This window comes from Nocardia stercoris (assembly GCF_003696265.1).
GTDB lineage: Bacteria > Actinomycetota > Actinomycetes > Mycobacteriales > Mycobacteriaceae > Nocardia > Nocardia stercoris.
This window is the reverse complement of record NZ_RFFH01000013.1, coordinates 89,343-105,817: the sequence shown is the minus strand read 5'-3', so window position 1 is coordinate 105,817 and position 16,475 is coordinate 89,343. Positions and strand designations below refer to the sequence as shown.

17 protein-coding genes are annotated in these 16,475 nt (G+C 69.9%); 10 read left to right on the top strand and 7 right to left on the bottom strand.

All coding sequences use genetic code 11. The features are described 5' to 3' along the window. Positions 1-146 precede the first annotated feature (146 nt). The 3 genes from EBN03_RS25045 to EBN03_RS25035 all read left to right on the top strand — a co-directional run bounded on the left by EBN03_RS25045 (position 147) and on the right by EBN03_RS25035 (position 3,485). Positions 147-842: a response regulator transcription factor gene (locus EBN03_RS25045; RefSeq protein ID WP_122190572.1), complete on the top strand. Its 696-nt coding sequence runs from the start codon at positions 147-149 to the stop codon at positions 840-842. Continuing rightward, the gene (locus EBN03_RS25040; protein ID WP_199742955.1) at positions 839-2,245 is read left to right on the top strand and encodes a sensor histidine kinase; all 1,407 of its coding nucleotides are present in this window, start codon (positions 839-841) and stop codon (positions 2,243-2,245) included. Before EBN03_RS25045 ends, EBN03_RS25040 begins: the two co-directional genes overlap by 4 nt. Positions 2,246-2,312: 67 nt before the next feature. Next, positions 2,313-3,485: a YhgE/Pip domain-containing protein gene (locus EBN03_RS25035; RefSeq protein WP_122190571.1), complete on the top strand. Its 1,173-nt coding sequence runs from the start codon at positions 2,313-2,315 to the stop codon at positions 3,483-3,485. A gap of 199 nt (positions 3,486-3,684) precedes the next feature. Here EBN03_RS25035 and EBN03_RS25030 read toward each other — a convergent pair whose 3' ends face one another. After that, entirely contained in the window at positions 3,685-4,044 is a 360-nt protein-coding gene (locus EBN03_RS25030) for an FKBP-type peptidyl-prolyl cis-trans isomerase (protein ID WP_122190570.1), read from the bottom strand. A gap of 148 nt (positions 4,045-4,192) precedes the next feature. On the opposite strand from EBN03_RS25030, the gene EBN03_RS25025 reads away from it, so the two are divergent. Both EBN03_RS25025 and EBN03_RS25020 read left to right on the top strand, forming a co-directional pair. Next, complete coding sequence (locus EBN03_RS25025) at positions 4,193-4,996, top strand: TrmH family RNA methyltransferase (protein WP_122190569.1); 804 nt, start codon at positions 4,193-4,195, stop codon at positions 4,994-4,996. Continuing rightward, the gene (locus tag EBN03_RS25020; RefSeq protein ID WP_233608618.1) at positions 4,993-5,286 is read left to right on the top strand and encodes a DUF2537 domain-containing protein; all 294 of its coding nucleotides are present in this window, start codon (positions 4,993-4,995) and stop codon (positions 5,284-5,286) included. The genes EBN03_RS25025 and EBN03_RS25020 overlap by 4 nt, the downstream gene beginning before the upstream one ends. Positions 5,287-5,290: 4 nt before the next feature. On the opposite strand, the gene EBN03_RS25015 is transcribed toward EBN03_RS25020, so the two are convergent. The 3 genes from EBN03_RS25015 to serC all read right to left on the bottom strand — a co-directional run bounded on the left by EBN03_RS25015 (position 5,291) and on the right by serC (position 8,838). Continuing rightward, positions 5,291-6,034, bottom strand: a complete 744-nt coding sequence (locus tag EBN03_RS25015) for a DUF6928 family protein (protein WP_122190568.1) — start codon at positions 6,032-6,034, stop codon at positions 5,291-5,293. Between the two features lie 175 nt (positions 6,035-6,209). Further along, on the bottom strand, positions 6,210-7,325 hold the full coding sequence (gene sepH / locus EBN03_RS25010) for a septation protein SepH (RefSeq protein ID WP_122190567.1): 1,116 nt from the start codon (positions 7,323-7,325) through the stop codon (positions 6,210-6,212). Positions 7,326-7,716: 391 nt separating this feature from the next. Next, entirely contained in the window at positions 7,717-8,838 is a 1,122-nt protein-coding gene (serC, locus tag EBN03_RS25005) for a phosphoserine transaminase (RefSeq protein WP_122190566.1), read from the bottom strand. Positions 8,839-8,999: 161 nt separating this feature from the next. Between serC and EBN03_RS25000 the strand changes: the two genes are divergently transcribed. Next, positions 9,000-9,788, top strand: coding sequence for a hypothetical protein (locus tag EBN03_RS25000; RefSeq protein WP_233608617.1), 789 nt, complete (start codon positions 9,000-9,002; stop codon positions 9,786-9,788). Between the two features lie 30 nt (positions 9,789-9,818). Here EBN03_RS25000 and EBN03_RS24995 read toward each other — a convergent pair whose 3' ends face one another. After that, positions 9,819-10,715, bottom strand: a complete 897-nt coding sequence (locus tag EBN03_RS24995; protein WP_233608616.1) for a polysaccharide deacetylase family protein — start codon at positions 10,713-10,715, stop codon at positions 9,819-9,821. Positions 10,716-10,791: 76 nt separating this feature from the next. Next, positions 10,792-11,940, bottom strand: coding sequence for a citrate synthase 2 (locus EBN03_RS24990; protein WP_122190565.1), 1,149 nt, complete (start codon positions 11,938-11,940; stop codon positions 10,792-10,794). A 147-nt stretch (positions 11,941-12,087) separates the two neighbouring features. On the opposite strand from EBN03_RS24990, the gene pdxH reads away from it, so the two are divergent. The 3 genes from pdxH to EBN03_RS24975 all read left to right on the top strand — a co-directional run bounded on the left by pdxH (position 12,088) and on the right by EBN03_RS24975 (position 15,628). Then, positions 12,088-12,738, top strand: a complete 651-nt coding sequence (pdxH, locus tag EBN03_RS24985) for a pyridoxamine 5'-phosphate oxidase (RefSeq protein ID WP_122190632.1) — start codon at positions 12,088-12,090, stop codon at positions 12,736-12,738. Between the two features lie 90 nt (positions 12,739-12,828). Continuing rightward, positions 12,829-14,112, top strand: a complete 1,284-nt coding sequence (locus EBN03_RS24980; protein WP_122190564.1) for an MFS transporter — start codon at positions 12,829-12,831, stop codon at positions 14,110-14,112. Positions 14,113-14,314: 202 nt separating this feature from the next. Continuing rightward, positions 14,315-15,628, top strand: a complete 1,314-nt coding sequence (locus EBN03_RS24975) for a citrate synthase (RefSeq protein WP_122190563.1) — start codon at positions 14,315-14,317, stop codon at positions 15,626-15,628. Between the two features lie 51 nt (positions 15,629-15,679). On the opposite strand, the gene EBN03_RS24970 is transcribed toward EBN03_RS24975, so the two are convergent. Beyond that, positions 15,680-16,117: a MarR family winged helix-turn-helix transcriptional regulator gene (locus EBN03_RS24970; RefSeq protein WP_122190562.1), complete on the bottom strand. Its 438-nt coding sequence runs from the start codon at positions 16,115-16,117 to the stop codon at positions 15,680-15,682. A gap of 66 nt (positions 16,118-16,183) precedes the next feature. Here EBN03_RS24970 and EBN03_RS24965 point away from each other — a divergent pair, with 66 nt between their 5' ends. After that, a complete protein-coding gene (locus EBN03_RS24965) occupies positions 16,184-16,438 on the top strand; it encodes a DUF2530 domain-containing protein (protein ID WP_122190561.1) in 255 nt (84 codons plus the stop codon). Positions 16,439-16,475: the final 37 nt, after the last annotated feature.

Here is a 16,475-nt window from a genome sequence, read left to right as displayed (position 1 = left end):
AGCCGCTACAAGCGCACGCCAAGACTCGCGACTACCGTCGGAACCAGATCCGACATCGACCAGTCGCGAAGGAGTCCCATGCCAGCGCCGTCGCACCGCCGCGCCCCCGCCACCCGCGGTCCCGTCCGCGTGCCGGGCGTCCGGCGATGACCGCGGTGTCCGTGCTGGTCGTCGACGACGACGAAGACGTGCTGGCCTCGGTCGAGCGCGGACTGCGGCTGTCCGGCTTCGAGGTGCGGGTGGCGCGCAACGGCGCCGAGGCGCTGCGCAGTGTCAGCCAGTCGGCGCCGGACGCGATCGTGCTGGACATGAACATGCCGGTGCTGGACGGCGCCGGGGTGGTCACCGCGCTGCGGGCCATGGGCAACGAGGTCCCGATCTGTGTGCTGTCGGCGAAGAGTTCGGTGGACGACCGGATCGCCGGGCTGGAGTACGGCGCCGACGACTATCTGGTGAAACCGTTCGTGCTGGCCGAACTGGTGGCGCGGCTGCGCGCACTGCTGCGCCGCCGCACCGACACCCCGGCTGTCGAGTCCACCGATATCGTGACCGTGGGCCCGCTGCAGATCGACGAAGCCGGATTCCGCACCTTGCTCAACGGCCGCGAAATCGAGCTCACCAAAAGGGAATTCGAACTGCTGTCCACGCTGGCGCGTAACAGCGGCGTGGTGTTGTCCCGGGAACGGCTGCTGGAACTGGTGTGGGGCTACGACTTCGCCGCCGACACCAATGTCGTCGACGTGTTCGTGGGCTATCTCCGGCGCAAGCTGGAGGTCGACGGCACGCCGCGGCTGTTGCACACGATCCGGGGGATCGGCTTCGTGCTGCGGGCACCCAAGTGAGCACCGCGGCGGATGCGGCGGCCGCGCCGTGGCCGCCGCGCCGGCGTCGGCGGCGGTCCTTCTCGCTGCGTACCCGGGTCGCCGCGGCGGCCGCGCTCGGCGCGGTGATCATCGCGGCGGTGTTGAGCTGGGTGGCGGCGCGGGAACTGGAGCGCAGCAATCTGGCGCACGCCGATCAGGAACTCGCGCTCGCCTCGCGAGTGGTGTTGATCCAGCCGGTGCTGGCGGTCGGCATCCTGTCGCTGACCGGTCCGGACCGGGACCTGGCGGTGACCATCCACAAGGACGGCGCGGTCGAGGCCACCACGGCGGTCGCCCTGCCGCCGCTGTCGGTGGGTACGCGGACCATCACGGTCGAGGGCACCCCGTTCCGCGTGCTCACCACCACCGACAATCAGCCTGCGGGACAAACGGTTTCGCTGGGCATCCCGCTGACCGACGCGAATCAGACCACCACCGAACAGCAGCACTGGGTGCTGGCCGGCGCCGGGCTCGCGGTGGCGGCGGCGGCCGGGCTGGGCTGGGTCTTCGGTGGCCGGGCGGTCGGGCCGATCGCGGATCTGACCCGGCAGGTCGGCGCGCACCGCGGCACCCGGTGGCGGACCACCGGGCCGAATCCCGATCCGGCCGTTCCCGATTCGCCGGTTGACGGTTCGGGTGTGCGGGAAGCCGAGCAGCTGAGTGCGGCGGTGAACGCGCTGCTCGAACGGGTCGACGCCGCCCAGGCGGAGACGGCGGCCGCGCTGGCCACGGCCCGCGATTTCGCGGCGGTCTCCGCGCACGAGTTGCGCACCCCGCTGACCGCCATGCGCACCGACCTCGAGGTGCTGCGCACACTGGACCTCGACGACGAACAGCGCGCCGAGATCCTGGCCGACCTGCAGCGGGGTCAGGGCCGGGTGGAGACCACGCTGGCCGCGCTGGAGCGGCTGGCCGCCGGTGAGCTCACCAACGACCGCGATCATGTGGAGACCGATCTGCTGGATCTGGTCGACCAGGCGGTCCACGACGCGGGCCGGCATTTCCCACAGCTGGCCGTGCGGGTGGACGCCGATCCACACCTGGTCACCCGCGGTCTGCCGACCGGGCTGCGGTTGGCGCTGGACAACGCGCTCACCAATTCGGCCCGGCACGGCGGCGCCACCCGGGCGCTGGTGTCGGCGCACCGCCGGGGCGACCGGATCGTGATCACGGTCGACGACAACGGCCGCGGCATTCCCCCCGAGGAGCGGACCGCGGTGTTCGAGCGTTTCTTCCGCGGCAGCGAGGCGATCAAAGGCGGGTCCGGACTCGGCTTGGCGCTGGTCGCGCAGCAGGCCCAATTGCACGGTGGCCGTGCGTATTTCGATGACGGAACGCTCGGCGGAGTGCGTCTGGTGCTGGAGTTGCCGGTCCGGCAGTGAACGCCCTTAACGAATTCTCAGAGGCGCGCCACCACCCGGCACACGAACACCCTCTACGGTGTCAATCGTGTTCGCTAATCGCACTCGTGTAGGTGTCCTTGCCCTGATCGTCCTGTTGGTGCTCGGCGGTGTGGGCGGAGGGATCTACTACTGGGTCCGCAAGGCGTCCGCCCCGACCGGTCTCGCCATCGTCAACTCCGACACCGGCCCGACCGGCGCGAAGATCGTCAAGGCGCTGACCGACGCGCACAACCACCCCTGGACGGCCGTGAAGCCCGGCGAGGCGAGCACCTCCGACTACGCGGCAGTGATCACACTGCCCGCCGACCTGTCGACCTCCCTCGGCACCCTGGCGAGCACGAAGCCGAAGAAGGCCAAGCTCACCGTCGACACCAACCGCGACGCCGACACCCGCGTGGTCGACGACGCCGTCGACGAGGTCACCAAGCGGATCAGCGCCGCGGGCGTCGACACCGCGCTGGCGGTGATCGCGCTGGCCCGCGGCGACGTGCAGCAGGTCCAGTTCACCGCTCAGCTGCTCAACGCCGGTGTGCAGGCGGCGGCGGGCGCGTCGACCGAGTTCTCCGGCGGCGCGCAGCAGATGCTCGACTTCCTCGCCACCGCCAAGGACGGCGCCGGCTCGCTGACCAGCGGCATCGACCAGCTCAACGGCGCACTGGCGGCCGCCACCAAGCAGGCCGGCTCGCTGGCCGACACCCTGGATCAGACCGGGGTCACCATCGGCCAGATCACCTCGTCGTCGGCGCAGCTGACCAGCGGCCTGGACGTCGTGCTGCCGCTGCTGCACGCGCTGCCGTTCGCGAACGACCCGGCCGTCACCGACATCATCACCAAACTGGAGGCGCTGCGCGGGGTGTCCAGCGGCCTGGGCAAGCAGCTCACCGACTTCGCGAACCTGACCGGCACCAGCTCGGACCCGAACACCTCGGTCGGTCAGCTGCTGCGCGACGCCTCGGCCAAGCTGGGCACCGCGGGTGACCAGCTGAACCAGGGCGCGAGCCTGGCCAAGCAGATCCCGGCCCTCGCCGACCAGGGTTCGCAGCAGATCTCCGGCGCCCTCGGCGCCCTCTCCTCGGGCGTCACCCAGCTCCAGCAGATCGTCAACAACCTCAACACCCAGACCGGCGCCGCCCTCAACGCCCTCCCGGCCCGCTCGGACAGCACCGCCTCCGCGATCGCCAACACCATCAGCGACCCGGTGGACGTGGTCCGGAACTGAGCACCGCAACAAACAGGCCTGCCGCCGACCGTATGGTCGGCGGCAGGCCTGTTTCTGTCCCGAGGCGACAACTGATTTCGTGCGGTCCGGGTAACTCACCGGGTACGCCCAGAATCGCCGTGCCGCATAACCGCCGCCGAGCGTGCCCGACGGGCAACGGCACCCAGTCGGGCCAAAAAACCCGGGGAGGCGGGGGAGCCTAGTTCACGCCGAGCAGGTCGATGACGAAGACCAGCGTCTTGCCGGACAGGCGGTGACCGCCACCGGCCTTGCCGTAGGCCAGCTCCGGCGGGATGGTCAGCTGGCGGCGGCCGCCGACCTTCATGCCGGGGATGCCTTCCTGCCAGCCGGCGATCAGGCCGCGCAGCGGGAACTTGATCGACTCGCCCCGGTCCCAGGACGCGTCGAACTGGTCACCGGTGTCGTATTCGACGCCGACGTAGTGCACGTCGACGGTGCCGCCGGGCTTCGCCTCCGGGCCGTCGCCCACGATCAGGTCCTTGATGACGAGCGTGGTGGGAGCCGGGCCGTCCTGGAACTCGATTTCGGGCTTTGACATCAGGGATTTCCCTTCGGATCGGGATACAGCTTCGTTCCAGCCCACCCTATCGCCGCCCCGAACGTCCGAGTTCCGCGGCGCGGGTACCACCCGAATACGCCAGAACCGGCAGCGGCAGCACACTGCCCTGGTGGCACTATGAACAGCCGTGGCCGTAGTGATCGATATCGACGACCCCGCCGACCCCCGGGTCGACGGCTTCCGCGACCTGTCGGCCGCGGACCGGCGCCCGGACCGGCCGGGCGGGAAGGGGCTGGTGCTCGCCGAGGGTGTCGTGGTGGTGCAGCGCATGCTGTCCTCGCGCTTCCGCCCGTTCGCCCTGCTGGGGGTGGCCCGGCGGTACGACCAGCTCGCGGCCGACCTGGCCGGCGTCGAGGTGCCCTACTACCGGGCGAGCGCCGAGGTGATGGCCGAGATCGTCGGCTTCCACCTGAATCGCGGTGTGCTGGCCGCGGCAGAACGCCCCGCCGAGCTGGATCCGGCGCACCTGCTGGCCGGCGCGCGGACCGTGGCGATCCTGGAGGGCGTCAACGACCACGAGAACATCGGCTCGATCTTCCGCAACGCGGCCGGATTGGGCGCGGACGCGGTGCTTTTCGGTGACCGGTGCGCGGACCCGCTGTACCGGCGCGCGGTGCGGGTCTCGATGGGCCACGTGCTGCGTGTCCCGTTCGCGACCCTGCCGACCTGGCCGGATAGCCTGGACCTTGTGCGGGACAACGGCTTTCGGATTATCGCCCTCACCCCGAATCCGGGCGCGGTCACCCTCGCGTCGGCACTGACCGGCGACCGGGTGGCCCTGTTGCTCGGCGCCGAGGGCCCCGGCCTCACCGAAGCGGCCATGCGCGCCACCGACATCCGGGCCCGCATCCCCATGTCGGCAGGCACCGACTCACTGAACGTGGCGACCGCCGCCGCGATGGCCTTCTACGAAAGGGTACGAACCGCGTGATCCAGCCGACCGACAACCGGATCGAGGCTCCCGAGCCCACGCCCTGGTCCGCCGGGCTGGCCGTGGCCGCGTTCGTGGCCGCGCTCACCGCGGCGGCCGTCTACTCGTTCGCCGACGCGCTGGCCCAGGTGAACTGGCTGCTGGCGATCGCGATCAATGTGGTCGCCGCGGTCGGTGCCACCCCGACCCTGTGGCGCTGGCGCGGAATCCGGGTGGTGCGCTGGATCATCGCGGGCGCCGGTGCCGGGGTTCTACTGGGCTGGCTGGTGACCGTGATCGGCAACGTCTGACGCCTCACCCCACGGGCGTGCGCCGCCGCCAGCCGAACCAGCGGCGCGGCGGGTCCGCGGGAATGGTCTCCGGCAGCGCGACCGCCTGTCGGGGTGCCGACCCCTTCGGATAGAGACTGAAACCGCACACCGCGATATCGCCGGGGTGCACCGTACCGCTGTCCGCCTGCGCGGCATCCGGTTCGAGATAGCGGAATCCGAGCCATTCCAGGTTGGCGTGGTCGGCGAAGGCCGGCGGATCGAACGGCAGCGTCTGCGGGTCGGGCAGCCGGCCCGCGACCCGCGGCACCGGGAACTCGCCCGCCCAGTACGGCCGCTCCCACACCGCGGGCATGCCCTCGTCCTCCAGGATGTCGACCTGGGTGGCGCTGAAGGCGCGGCGGAACTCGCCGCGTTCCCAGTGCGCGAACGCACCCCAGCCGCGGCCCAGGTCGTAGGACGCCAGATAGGTGTGGTCGGAGGCGAGCGGCCGGACCAGCAGTTCCGGCAGCGTGGTCGGGCGTGGCCGGGCGGCCTGGGTCGTGCAGAGCACGGTGATCCCGGGATAGCAGCCGATGAACAGGGCGCCGGCGTCCGGACCGGCCCAGATCTTCAGGCTGCCGGAGGCGGCGGGGACGACATCGCAGTCGGGGTTGAGCTGGCGGGCCAGCGCGAAAGCGGCGTCGGGATCGGGGTCCGGATGGTCGCGCAGCACCGCGAGCGGGTCCCCGGCATCGACGTACCAGAGTGTTGAGGCGGTAGACAGCATTCCCGGCACCTCCCGATCCGCGGACGAGTCAGCGCGACGGCCTGTGCCGGAATCTACTCCCCCGCAGCACTCGGATGTCCGATATCGCCCATGCGAGAAGAGTGACGGGCGTGTCCGGTTCCGGAAACGAACTCGGCCCGCCACCGTGGTGGTGGCGGGCCGGGTTCGTTGGCGATCAGTGGCCGGAGCTGCGCACTCCGAGCAGCACGTCTTCCCAGGACGGCATGGGTGCCTTGCCGCGCTTGGCCCGGGCGGGCTGTTTGGCGGGCTTGGCCGGGGCGGCCGGTTCCGCACTGGCGGCCGCGGCGGCCGGCTGCGCCGGTTCGGCGGTCGGCAGGCTCGGCTGTGCGGCCGGTGCCGGCTTCGCCGGCGCGGTGGGCGCCGGCACCGCGGGCGCGGCGGCGGCCGGTGTCTTGGCCGCCGGGGTCTTCGGGGCCGGAGTCTTGGCGGCCGGGGCCTTCGGGGCGGGCGCCTTGGTGGCCGGGAGCGGCGCCGGGGACGCCGACTTGGTGACCGGAACCGGAGCACCGCCGACCGCGGCCCGCTCGTAGTACTCGTCGACGACCTCGGCCTCGAACTCCTCGGCGACCGCGGCGGTCGCCACCGCCGCGGCGGGTTCGGGACGCGGCTCGACGGGTGCCGTCTCGATCGCCGCCCGGACCATGTCGTCGGCGGCGCCGTGCACGGCGGCCAGGCCGCGCAGTGCCCGGCCGAAGTCGGGATCGACCAGATCGTTGGCAGGGTCGTCGAGCGGGACCACGGAACCACCGTGGGCGTCGGGCTGATAGCGCCAGTGCGCGGCGATCACGGAACGGCCCGCCTGCCACTGCAATTGGGCGACCCAGTAGCCCTTCTCGTCCTTCCAGGCGTCCCACTCGGCGATCTCGATGTTGTGGCCGCGCTCGACGAACGCCGAGGACACGATGCTGATCAAGGTCTCGATCGCGGGACCGTCCTTGCGGACGGGGTGCGCCTTCTGCGCCAGTTCGGCGGCGCGGGCGCGCTCGAGCAGTACCGGGTAGGCGAAGCGCTCGACCCGGCTGGCGGGCATCCCGGATTCCTCGGTGACCTGCTCGACCGAGGCACCGGCACGGATCCGGGCCTGGATGTCGCGTGGACGCATGGTCGCCTCCGTCTCGATCTCGATTTGACCGAAACGGGCGAGGTCGCCGCGCGCGGCGGCGCGCAACTTGTCGTCGGCGGCGAGGCGGTACTTCTGCCCCGACTCGGGATCGATGCACACGATGTGCGCGGAATCGGGCGTCAATCCGATCACTCGAAGCTCACGCACCGGCTACCTCCTTATCGCTGCGTCGACCCAGCCAGGCTTACGACACCCGCCCATAGTTTCTGGAACAGTAGTGCACTTCTGTGGTGGATGTGGCAGGACACGCACGCGACAATCTACTGGAACAGGCCATCGGGCAACCAATTCGTTCTTCGTACAGCTCAGCACGTGCGAATCCTCTACGATCCCGGCACCATTCGATCAGCGGGTTCCGGCCAAGATCACGCCGAATTGGCCCGGCCCGCTACACATCAACGCCACTGCACTCCCGAACCGTACTTGCGCCAAGCCGGTTCACGGTCAGTTTTCCACGCGACCCGATACGTGTCGACCCGGGAAAAACGCCGCGGCCCCCGGAGAATTCCGGGGGCCGCGGCGGCAGGTCGGGAAAACCTCAGAGGTTGCCCACAACCCAGTCGATGCTGCGGGTCAGCTGACTCACGTCCTCCGGGTCGATCGCCGGGAACATGCCGACGCGCAGCTGGTTACGGCCCAGCTTGCGGTACGGCTCGGTGTCCACGATTCCGTTGGCGCGCAAGATCTTCGCCACCTGCGCGGCGTTGACCGAGTCGGCGAAGTCGATCGTGCCGACCACCTGCGAGCGGTGCGCCGGGTCCACCACGTACGGGGTGGCGAACTCGCTCGACTCGGCCCACGAGTACAGGCGCGAGGACGAGTCCAGGGTGCGCTTCACGGTCCAGTCCAGGCCGCCGTTGGCGTTCATCCACTCGATCTGGTCGGCGAACAGCAGCAGGGTGGCCAGCGCCGGGGTGTTGTAGGTCTGGTCCTTGGTGCTGTTGTCGATCGCGATCGGCAGCGACAGGAACTCCGGGGTCCAGCGACCCGACGCCTTGATCTCCTCGACCCGGGCCAGCGCGGCCGGGCTCATGATCGCGATCCACAGGCCACCGTCGGAGGCGAAGCACTTCTGCGGCGCGAAGTAGTAGACGTCGGAGTCGGCGATGTTCACCGGCAGACCACCCGCACCCGAGGTGGCGTCGATGGCGATCAGCGCGTGCTCGGAACCGGCCGGCCGCGACACCGGGATGGCCACACCGGTGGAGGTCTCGTTGTGCGCCCAGCCGATCAGGTCGGCCGACGGGTCCGAGGTCGGCTCCGGCGCGCTGCCCGGCTCGGCCGACACCACGATCGGGTCGCCGATGAACGGGTTGCCCTTGGCCACCGAGGCGAACTTCGAGCTGAACTCACCGTTGGTGAGGTGCAGCGAGCGCTCCCGGATCAGGCCGAACGCCGCGGCGTCCCAGAACGCGGTGGTGCCACCGTTGCCCAGCACCACCTCGTAGCCGTCGGGCAGCGAGAACAGCTCACGCAGGCCGGAACGCACCCGGGCCACCACGTTCTTCACCGGCTTCTGCCGGTGGCTGGTACCGAACACCGAGGCACCCACCTCGACGAGGGACTGCAGCTGTTCGGGACGGACCTTGGACGGGCCGCAGCCGAACCGGCCGTCGGCGGGCAAGAGGTCGGCGGGAATGGTCGGAAGAGCAGCGGTCATGCGCACCAGACTAATGGTCGCGATCAGGCGCGGAAACAGGTGGGTGCGCGGTACGGCGGCAGCCCGAACGACCGGGCGAATTGACCGTTACGGTCCCGCTATCCACCCGCGATCCGCGGTATCGCCGTGACCGAACACACTGCCCGGCTACCGTGGGGATCATGAACGTAGCGGGTCGAGACCAGCCGCGGACAGCTCAGCGGCCGACATCGGACGAGCACAGGGCTGCCGCTGCCCCCTCGGACAGCAGCCGTGTCGCGGCGCGTCCGGAACTACCCCGCAACCCCGGACTGCTCGGCCGGATCTCGAAGCGACTGGAATCACACGGCTTCGCGCTGCGCCCGGGCGCCCTCTCGCCGGCCGCCGCCCAGGAATTGCTCATGCGCGGTCAGGCCGGTGAAGCCACCGTGCTGGGTGTGCGACCGTGTGCCATGACCACCTTCGTGGTCCCGCACGACGCCCGCCGCACCGAGTCCGGGCACCGGTTCTGGGTCCGCATCCAGGTGCCCGGCCACCAGCCCTACGAGACCCGGGTCCGGCAGCGGGTCAGCGATATGGACCTCGAACTCATGCGGCCCGGCGACATCGTCGGCTGCCGGGTAGACCCGGGCGACCGCGAACGACTGGTCCTGCACGTACCGAATCCCGACGAAGCCACCCGCGTCAGCATCGCCAAGGTGCTGTCCGACGGCCGCCGCGCCTCGGCCACCGTCCTGGCCGCCACCCCGATCGCCGCCGACTACTCCGGCCACGACGACCCGGTACTGCGCCTGGACCTGGAGTTGAAAGCCTGGGACGAACCGCAGCCGTGGCGGGTCCGGATCGTGCAGCCGGTACCGCTGACGGCGATCGAACTGGTCGATCTGGGACGCCGACTCGAAGTGGCGTTCTTCACGGTCGACCGGGGCGCCTCGGTCGCCGTGGACTGGGCGGCCTCCCTCGCCGACTAGCCCGGCGGGAGCCGACCGGCCACTCCGGTCTCAGGGCAGATGGACGAATTCGTATCCTGCCGCACGCATTTTCGGCAGCACGGACTCCATGCCGCCCGCGGTGCCCGAGCGCGGCCGGTGCATGTGGGCGATCGAGATGCCGCCCGGCTGGACATCGGCCATGGCCGTGACCACCTGCGACGCGGTGTAGGTGGCGCCGGCGTCGGCGTTGACGCTGAAGCCGACCGGGCGCTCGCCGAGATCCTGCACGATCGACACCGCGACCTCGTCGTAGTGCGCCGTGCCGGTGCGGAAGAAGCGCGGCGGCTTGCCGAGCAGCTGGATGATCCGCTCGTGGTTGCCCCACACCTCGTCCACCGCCTGCTGCGGTGAGGCGGTGCCGGGGATGCCGTAGGCGGCGTGCCCGCTGACCGAGAGCGGGCAGTGCCGGGTGCCGTGGTTGCCGATCTCGAACAGCGGGTTGCCGGCGAGCCGCACCACGCGGTCGGGGTCCGCGTCGATCCACCGCTTGTTCAGGAACAAGGTGGCCGGAATCTGGTGCGCCGTAAGATAATCGATCAACTCGTCGTTGATCTCGTCGTTGTCCGGACCTCCGCAGGCGTCGAAGGTCAGCGCGAACTGCATGCCCTTGCTGGGAAACGAGGTGACGATGCCGTCGAGGTCCATCCCCCACTGACCGGGCTGCCGCGCGGCGTACTTCGCGGCCACCGTGTTCGGGTCCACCTGGGTGAGGCCGCTCGCCGAGCCGATCGGCGAACTGTCGATCTGCACCGCCTGCGGCGGGCGCGTCGTCGTCGGGGCCGCGCTCGTGGTCGGCGCTGCCTTCGCGGAATGCCCGTTCCCCCCGGAACATCCGGCGGCGATCCCGCCGATCATCGCCGCACCCGAGATCAACAGTCCACGTCGTGACAGCACCGCATCTCGCACCAGCCGCATGCTACCGGCCATCTGGCGCCCCGCCACCGGAGTCCCGCGGTTCGGATCCGGGACACCGACATTCGAGTCAGCCGTGGGCGCTCACCCGCTCCCAGCCGGGAACGTCCTCCGGGCGGCGCGGGCCGGGACCGGTGTAGATCGCCGCCGGGCGGACCAGCTTGCCGAGGCGCTTCTGCTCCAGGATGTGGGCACACCAGCCGGCCGTCCGGCCGCAGGTGAACATGGCGGGCATCATGTGCGCCGGGACCTCGGCGAAGTCGAGGATGACCGCGGCCCAGAACTCGACATTGGTCTCGATGGCACGGTCGGGGCGGCGTTCCCGCAGTTCGGCCAGCGCCGCCTGTTCCAGGGCGGCCGCCACCTCGTAACGCGGTGCGTCCAGGCGCTTCGCGGTCGCGCGCAGTACGGTCGCACGCGGGTCCTGCGCCCGGTATACCCGGTGCCCGAAGCCCATCAGCTTCTCCTTGCGGTCGAGGATGCCCTTGACCAGCGCCCGGGCGTCGCCGGTTCGCTCGACCTCCTCGATCATGGGCAGCACTCGCGCGGGCGCGCCGCCGTGCAGCGGACCGGACATCGCGCCGATCGCGCCGGACAGGCAGGCCGCGACATCGGCGCCGGTGGAGGCGATGACCCGCGCGGTGAAGGTGGACGCGTTCATCCCGTGCTCGGCGGCCGAGACCCAGTACGCGTCGATCGCCTCGGTGTGGCGCGGGTCCGGGTCGCCCTTCCACCGGACCATGAACCGTTCGGTGATGGTGGCCGACTCGTCGATCTTGGCCTGCGGCACGGCCGGCTGGTAGATGCCGCGCGCCGACTGCGCCACATAGGACAGGGCCATCACCGAGGCGCGGGCCAGATTGTCGCGGGCGGTCGCGTCGTCGATGTCCAGCAGCGGCTGATAACCCCAGATCGGGGCGAGCATCGCCAGGCCGGCCTGCACGTCGACGCGGACGTTGCCGGTGTGCACGGGCAGCGGGAACGGTTCGGCGGGCGGCAGCCCGTGGCCGAACTGCCCGTCGACCAGCAGCGCCCACACGTCGCCGAAGGTGACCCCGTGGTCGACCAGGTCCTGGATGTCGACGCCGCGATAGCGCAGCGCCCCGCCGTCCTTGTCCGGTTCCGCGATATCGGTGGTGAAGGCCACGACCCCTTCGAGTCCGGGAACGAAATCCGCCGGCACGCCCGCGTCGGGGTCGTCTGCAGAGCTGGCAGTCATCGGGATGCTCCTTCGGGTGAGGGCCGCCCGGGAGCGGCCACGCCGACGATGAGAACCCTAGCCGCTCACCTACCCCGGAGTAACCTCTCGAACATGTCGAATCTGGCCGACTCCGACCCGACCCGGGCCGACCTCGATATCGCCGCCATGCGGGTGGAATACGGCGGTGACCCGGACCTCGACGAATCGTGGCTGGCGGGCGGCTGGGAGCCGCTGCTGCGCGAGTGGATCGAGGCCGCCACCGCCGCCGGGATCGCGGAACCGAACGCCATGGTGCTGGCGACGGTCGAGATCACCTCGGCGGGCCCCCGCCCGGCCGCCCGGACGGTCCTGTGTAAAGGCCTCTCGCCCGAGGGTGTGACCTTCTACACCAACTACGAGTCCGGCAAGGGCCTGCAGCTCGCCGCGACCCCTTATGCCGCAGCCACTTTCGTGTGGCCGGCATTGCACCGCCAAGTCGGGCTGCGCGGACCGGTGAGCCCCGTGCCGCCGGAGGTCACCGCGATCTACTGGCGTTCCCGGCCCCGGAATTCGCAGCTGGGCGCCTGGGCCTCCCAGCAGTCCCGGCCGATCGCGGGCCGCGACCAGCTGGACCGCGCCCTGGCCGAGGTGACCCGCCGCTTCGCCGACGTGGAACAGATCCCGGTGCCGGCGGGCTGGGGCGGATTCCTGCTGCGGCCCGAGCAGGTCGAGTTCTGGCAGGGCCGGCGCAGCCGCCTGCACAACCGGATCCGGATGACGCTCGATCCCGGCAGCACCGAGCCGTCGGCCGCGAAGATCGAACGCCTGCAACCCTGATCCGCGACGGCCGCGCGGAGTTCGAATCATGGCGCGCATCACGGGAAACTCCCTGGCAGCGGCATCGTTCACACGGCTAATGTTTTCGCGGTGAAACTGCTCGCCGACGTCACCCCGCTCCGCAACCGGCACTACCGGCGACTCTGGACATCCAATGTCGTCACGGTGGTCGGCAGCCAACTGACGATCGTCGCGGTTCCGCAGCAGATCTACGAGATCACCCGCAGCTCCGGATTCGTGGGGCTGGCCGGACTGTTCGGGGTGGTCCCGCTGATCGTGTTCGGCCTGTGGGGTGGCGCGCTGGCCGATGTGATGGACCGGCGGAAGTTGTTGCTGCTCACCGGTTCCGGACTGGGCATCACCTCGGTGCTGTTCTGGGTGCAGGCCGCCGCCGGGATGCGCGACGTCTGGCTGGTGCTGTGCCTGTTCGCGATCCAGCAGGCGTGCTTCGCCATGAACGCGCCCACCCGCAGCGCGATCCTGCCCCGGCTGTTGCCCGAAGAGCAGTTGCCCGCCGCCAACGCACTCAACATGACCCTGCAGAGCTTCGGTGCCGTCGTCGGCCCGGTCCTGGCGGGTGCCCTGATCCCGGTGCTCGGCCTACCCACGCTGTACCTGATCGACGCGATCGCGCTGACCGTCACCGTGGCCGCGGTGTGGACGCTGCCGCCGCTGCCGGCCACCGCGTCCGGCGGCACCGCCGGATTGCGTTCGGTCCTCCAAGGATTCGCGTACCTGGCCACGCAGCCGATCCTGTTGGCCTCGTTCGTGGTCGACATCGTCGCCATGGTGTGCGGCCTGCCCCGCGCGCTGTTCCCGGAGATGGCACACACCACCTTCGGTGATCCGGCCGGCGGCGGTGTGGCCTTGGGGCTGCTGTTCGCGGGTATCGCGGCCGGGTCGGTGGTCGGCGGCGTGTGGTCGGGCTGGCTGACCCATGTGCGCCGTCAGGGCGCGACGGTGCTGATCTGCATCGCGCTGTGGGGGCTGGCCATGGTCGGTTTCGGGGTCGCGGTGGGATTCACCGGGCACGGCCTGGACCGCACGACCGGGCTGGCGATCGCCGTGGCCTGTCTGATGTTCGGTGGTGCCGCCGACATGTTCTCGGCCTCACTGCGTTCGACCATGCTGCAGACGGTGTCCACCGACGAACTGCGCGGTCGCCTGCAGGGCGTCTTCCTGGTCGTCGTGGCCGGTGGACCCCGCGTCGGTGATGTTGCCCACGGTTTCGCCGCGGCGGGTCTGGGTACCGCCGTCGCCGCTTCGGGGGGCGGGATCCTGGTGATCGCGGGGATCGCGCTCTCGGTGGTGATTTTCCCGGCATTCGCCCGTTACCGGGCCGGAAAATCCGCCGGTGAGGTCGCGATCCGCTGACCGATCGATCTCTTTTCGGCCACCTTGCCCGACTGATACCACGAACGTTGCGCATCACTCACACTCGACAACGGTGACCGTGAGGTAGGTATAGCCGACCCTCGCCGCTCACCTCTCGCGGACAGCGGCTAGCGTTGAGGCAAGCGCGCCGGATGTCGACCGCATCCGCTGCCTACGGTTCTAGCCTGAGAGGGATCCTTCCGTGCCCGCTGAGAACATCATCAACGTCGACACCGATGCCAAGCCGGTACTGTCCTACCCCGGCGGCGAGTACCCGATGACCGTCGCCAAGGCGGTCGAAGGTAACGACGGAATCGACCTGGGCAAGCTGCTGGCCAGCACCGGGTACGTCACCTACGACCCGGGCTTCATGAACACCGCGTCGACCAAGTCCGCGATCACCTACATCGACGGTGAGGCCGGCATCCTGCGCTACCGGGGTTACCCGATCGAGCAGCTGGCGCAGAAGTCCACCTTCATCGAGGTCAGCTACCTGCTGATCTACGGCGAGCTGCCGACCCCGGCCCAGCTCGACGACTTCACCAACCGGATCCGCCGGCACACCCTGCTGCACGAGGACCTGAAGCGGTTCTTCGACGGCTTCCCGCGCAACGCGCACCCGATGCCGGTGCTGTCCTCCGCGGTCAACGCGCTGTCCGCGTACTACCAGGACTCGCTGGACCCGCGCGACCCCGAGCAGGTCGAGCTGTCCACCATCCGACTGCTGGCCAAGCTGCCCACCATCGCGGCCTACTCGTACAAGAAGTCGGTCGGCCAGCCGTTCCTCTACCCGGACAACTCGCTGTCGCTGGTGGAGAACTTCCTGCGCATGACCTTCGGTTTCCCGGCCGAGCCCTACGAGGTCGACCCGGAGATCGCCGCCGCGCTGGACATGCTGCTGATCCTGCACGCCGACCACGAGCAGAACTGCTCGACTTCGACTGTGCGCCTGGTCGGTTCGTCGGACGCCAACCTGTTCACCTCGGTGTCCGGTGGCATCAACGCGCTGTGGGGCCCGCTGCACGGTGGCGCCAACCAGGCCGTGCTGGAGATGCTCGACGAGATCAAGGCCAACGGCGGTGACGTCAAGGAGTTCATCCGCAAGGTCAAGAACAAGGAAGACGGCGTGAAGCTCATGGGCTTCGGGCACCGCGTCTACCGCAACTTCGACCCGCGCGCCAAGCTGGTCAAGCAGTGCGCCGACACCATCCTCGGCAAGATCGGCGGCGACGACCAACTGCTCGACATCGCCAAGCAGCTCGAGGAAGCCGCGCTCAACGACGAGTACTTCATCGAGCGTCGCCTGTACCCGAACGTCGACTTCTACACCGGCGTCATCTACCGGGCCATGGGCTTCCCGACCCGCATGTTCACCGTGCTGTTCGCGATGGGCCGGCTCCCCGGCTGGATCGCGCACTGGCGTGAACTGCACAGCGAGCCGCTGAAGATCGGCCGTCCGCGCCAGATCTACACCGGTTACACCGAGCGCGACTTCATCGCCCTCGACAACCGCTGAGCAGATTTTCCGACGGAACCCGTCCTCGCACCGCGAGGGCGGGTTCCGTCGTTATTCCGGGCGTTCGGCGATCCGGCGAATGATGCCTACCGCCTCGGACAGCGTCCGAAGTTCCGTTTCCGACAGGCCGGCCAGCTGCTCGCTCATCCACGCCTCGCGGGCGTCGGTCTCGTCGGAGATCAGGGCACTGCCGGCGTCGGAGATCGACACGATCGCCTGGCGGCCGTCGGTGGGATGCGGATCCCGTTTCACCAGGCCCAGATTCGTCAGCGAGGCGATGACCCGGGTCATCGACGGCGGCTGCACCCGTTCCCGGGCGGCCAGTGCCCCCGGCGTCATCGCGCCCTCCCGGAACAGGGTGGCGAGCGCCGACAGCTGGGTCAGTGAGATCTGGGCGTCACCCCGCCGGCCCCGCAGGCGACGCGTCATGCGCACGACGGCGAGAGCGAGTTCGGCAGCCACGGCACGGCGGTCGACAGGATCGGTCATCGGCCAAAGGATACGGGAGAGTCCGAATTTCGGGTCGGTAGTGCGCGGACGGCTACCCTGGAACCCATGACCGAGTCCGCCCCGGAAACGCCGCAGGTACCGGAGATTCCGCCGCGCCTGACGGATCCGCGCCCGGTGCTCGCGGTCGGCACGGTGCTGTGGGCGGTCGCGACCGTGGCGGTGTGGCTGGTCGCCGACTGGCGCGATGCCCGGCCGGTCTGCCTGATGGGCTTGGCGGTCGGCGCCGTCGGCTACACCCTGTTCCTGGTCCAGCGCCGGGGCGCGCGCCGCGGTGACAAAGGCGCCCAGACCGGCCTCTAGTGGCCCGAATCGGACATGTGGGGAGCGGATCGGACAC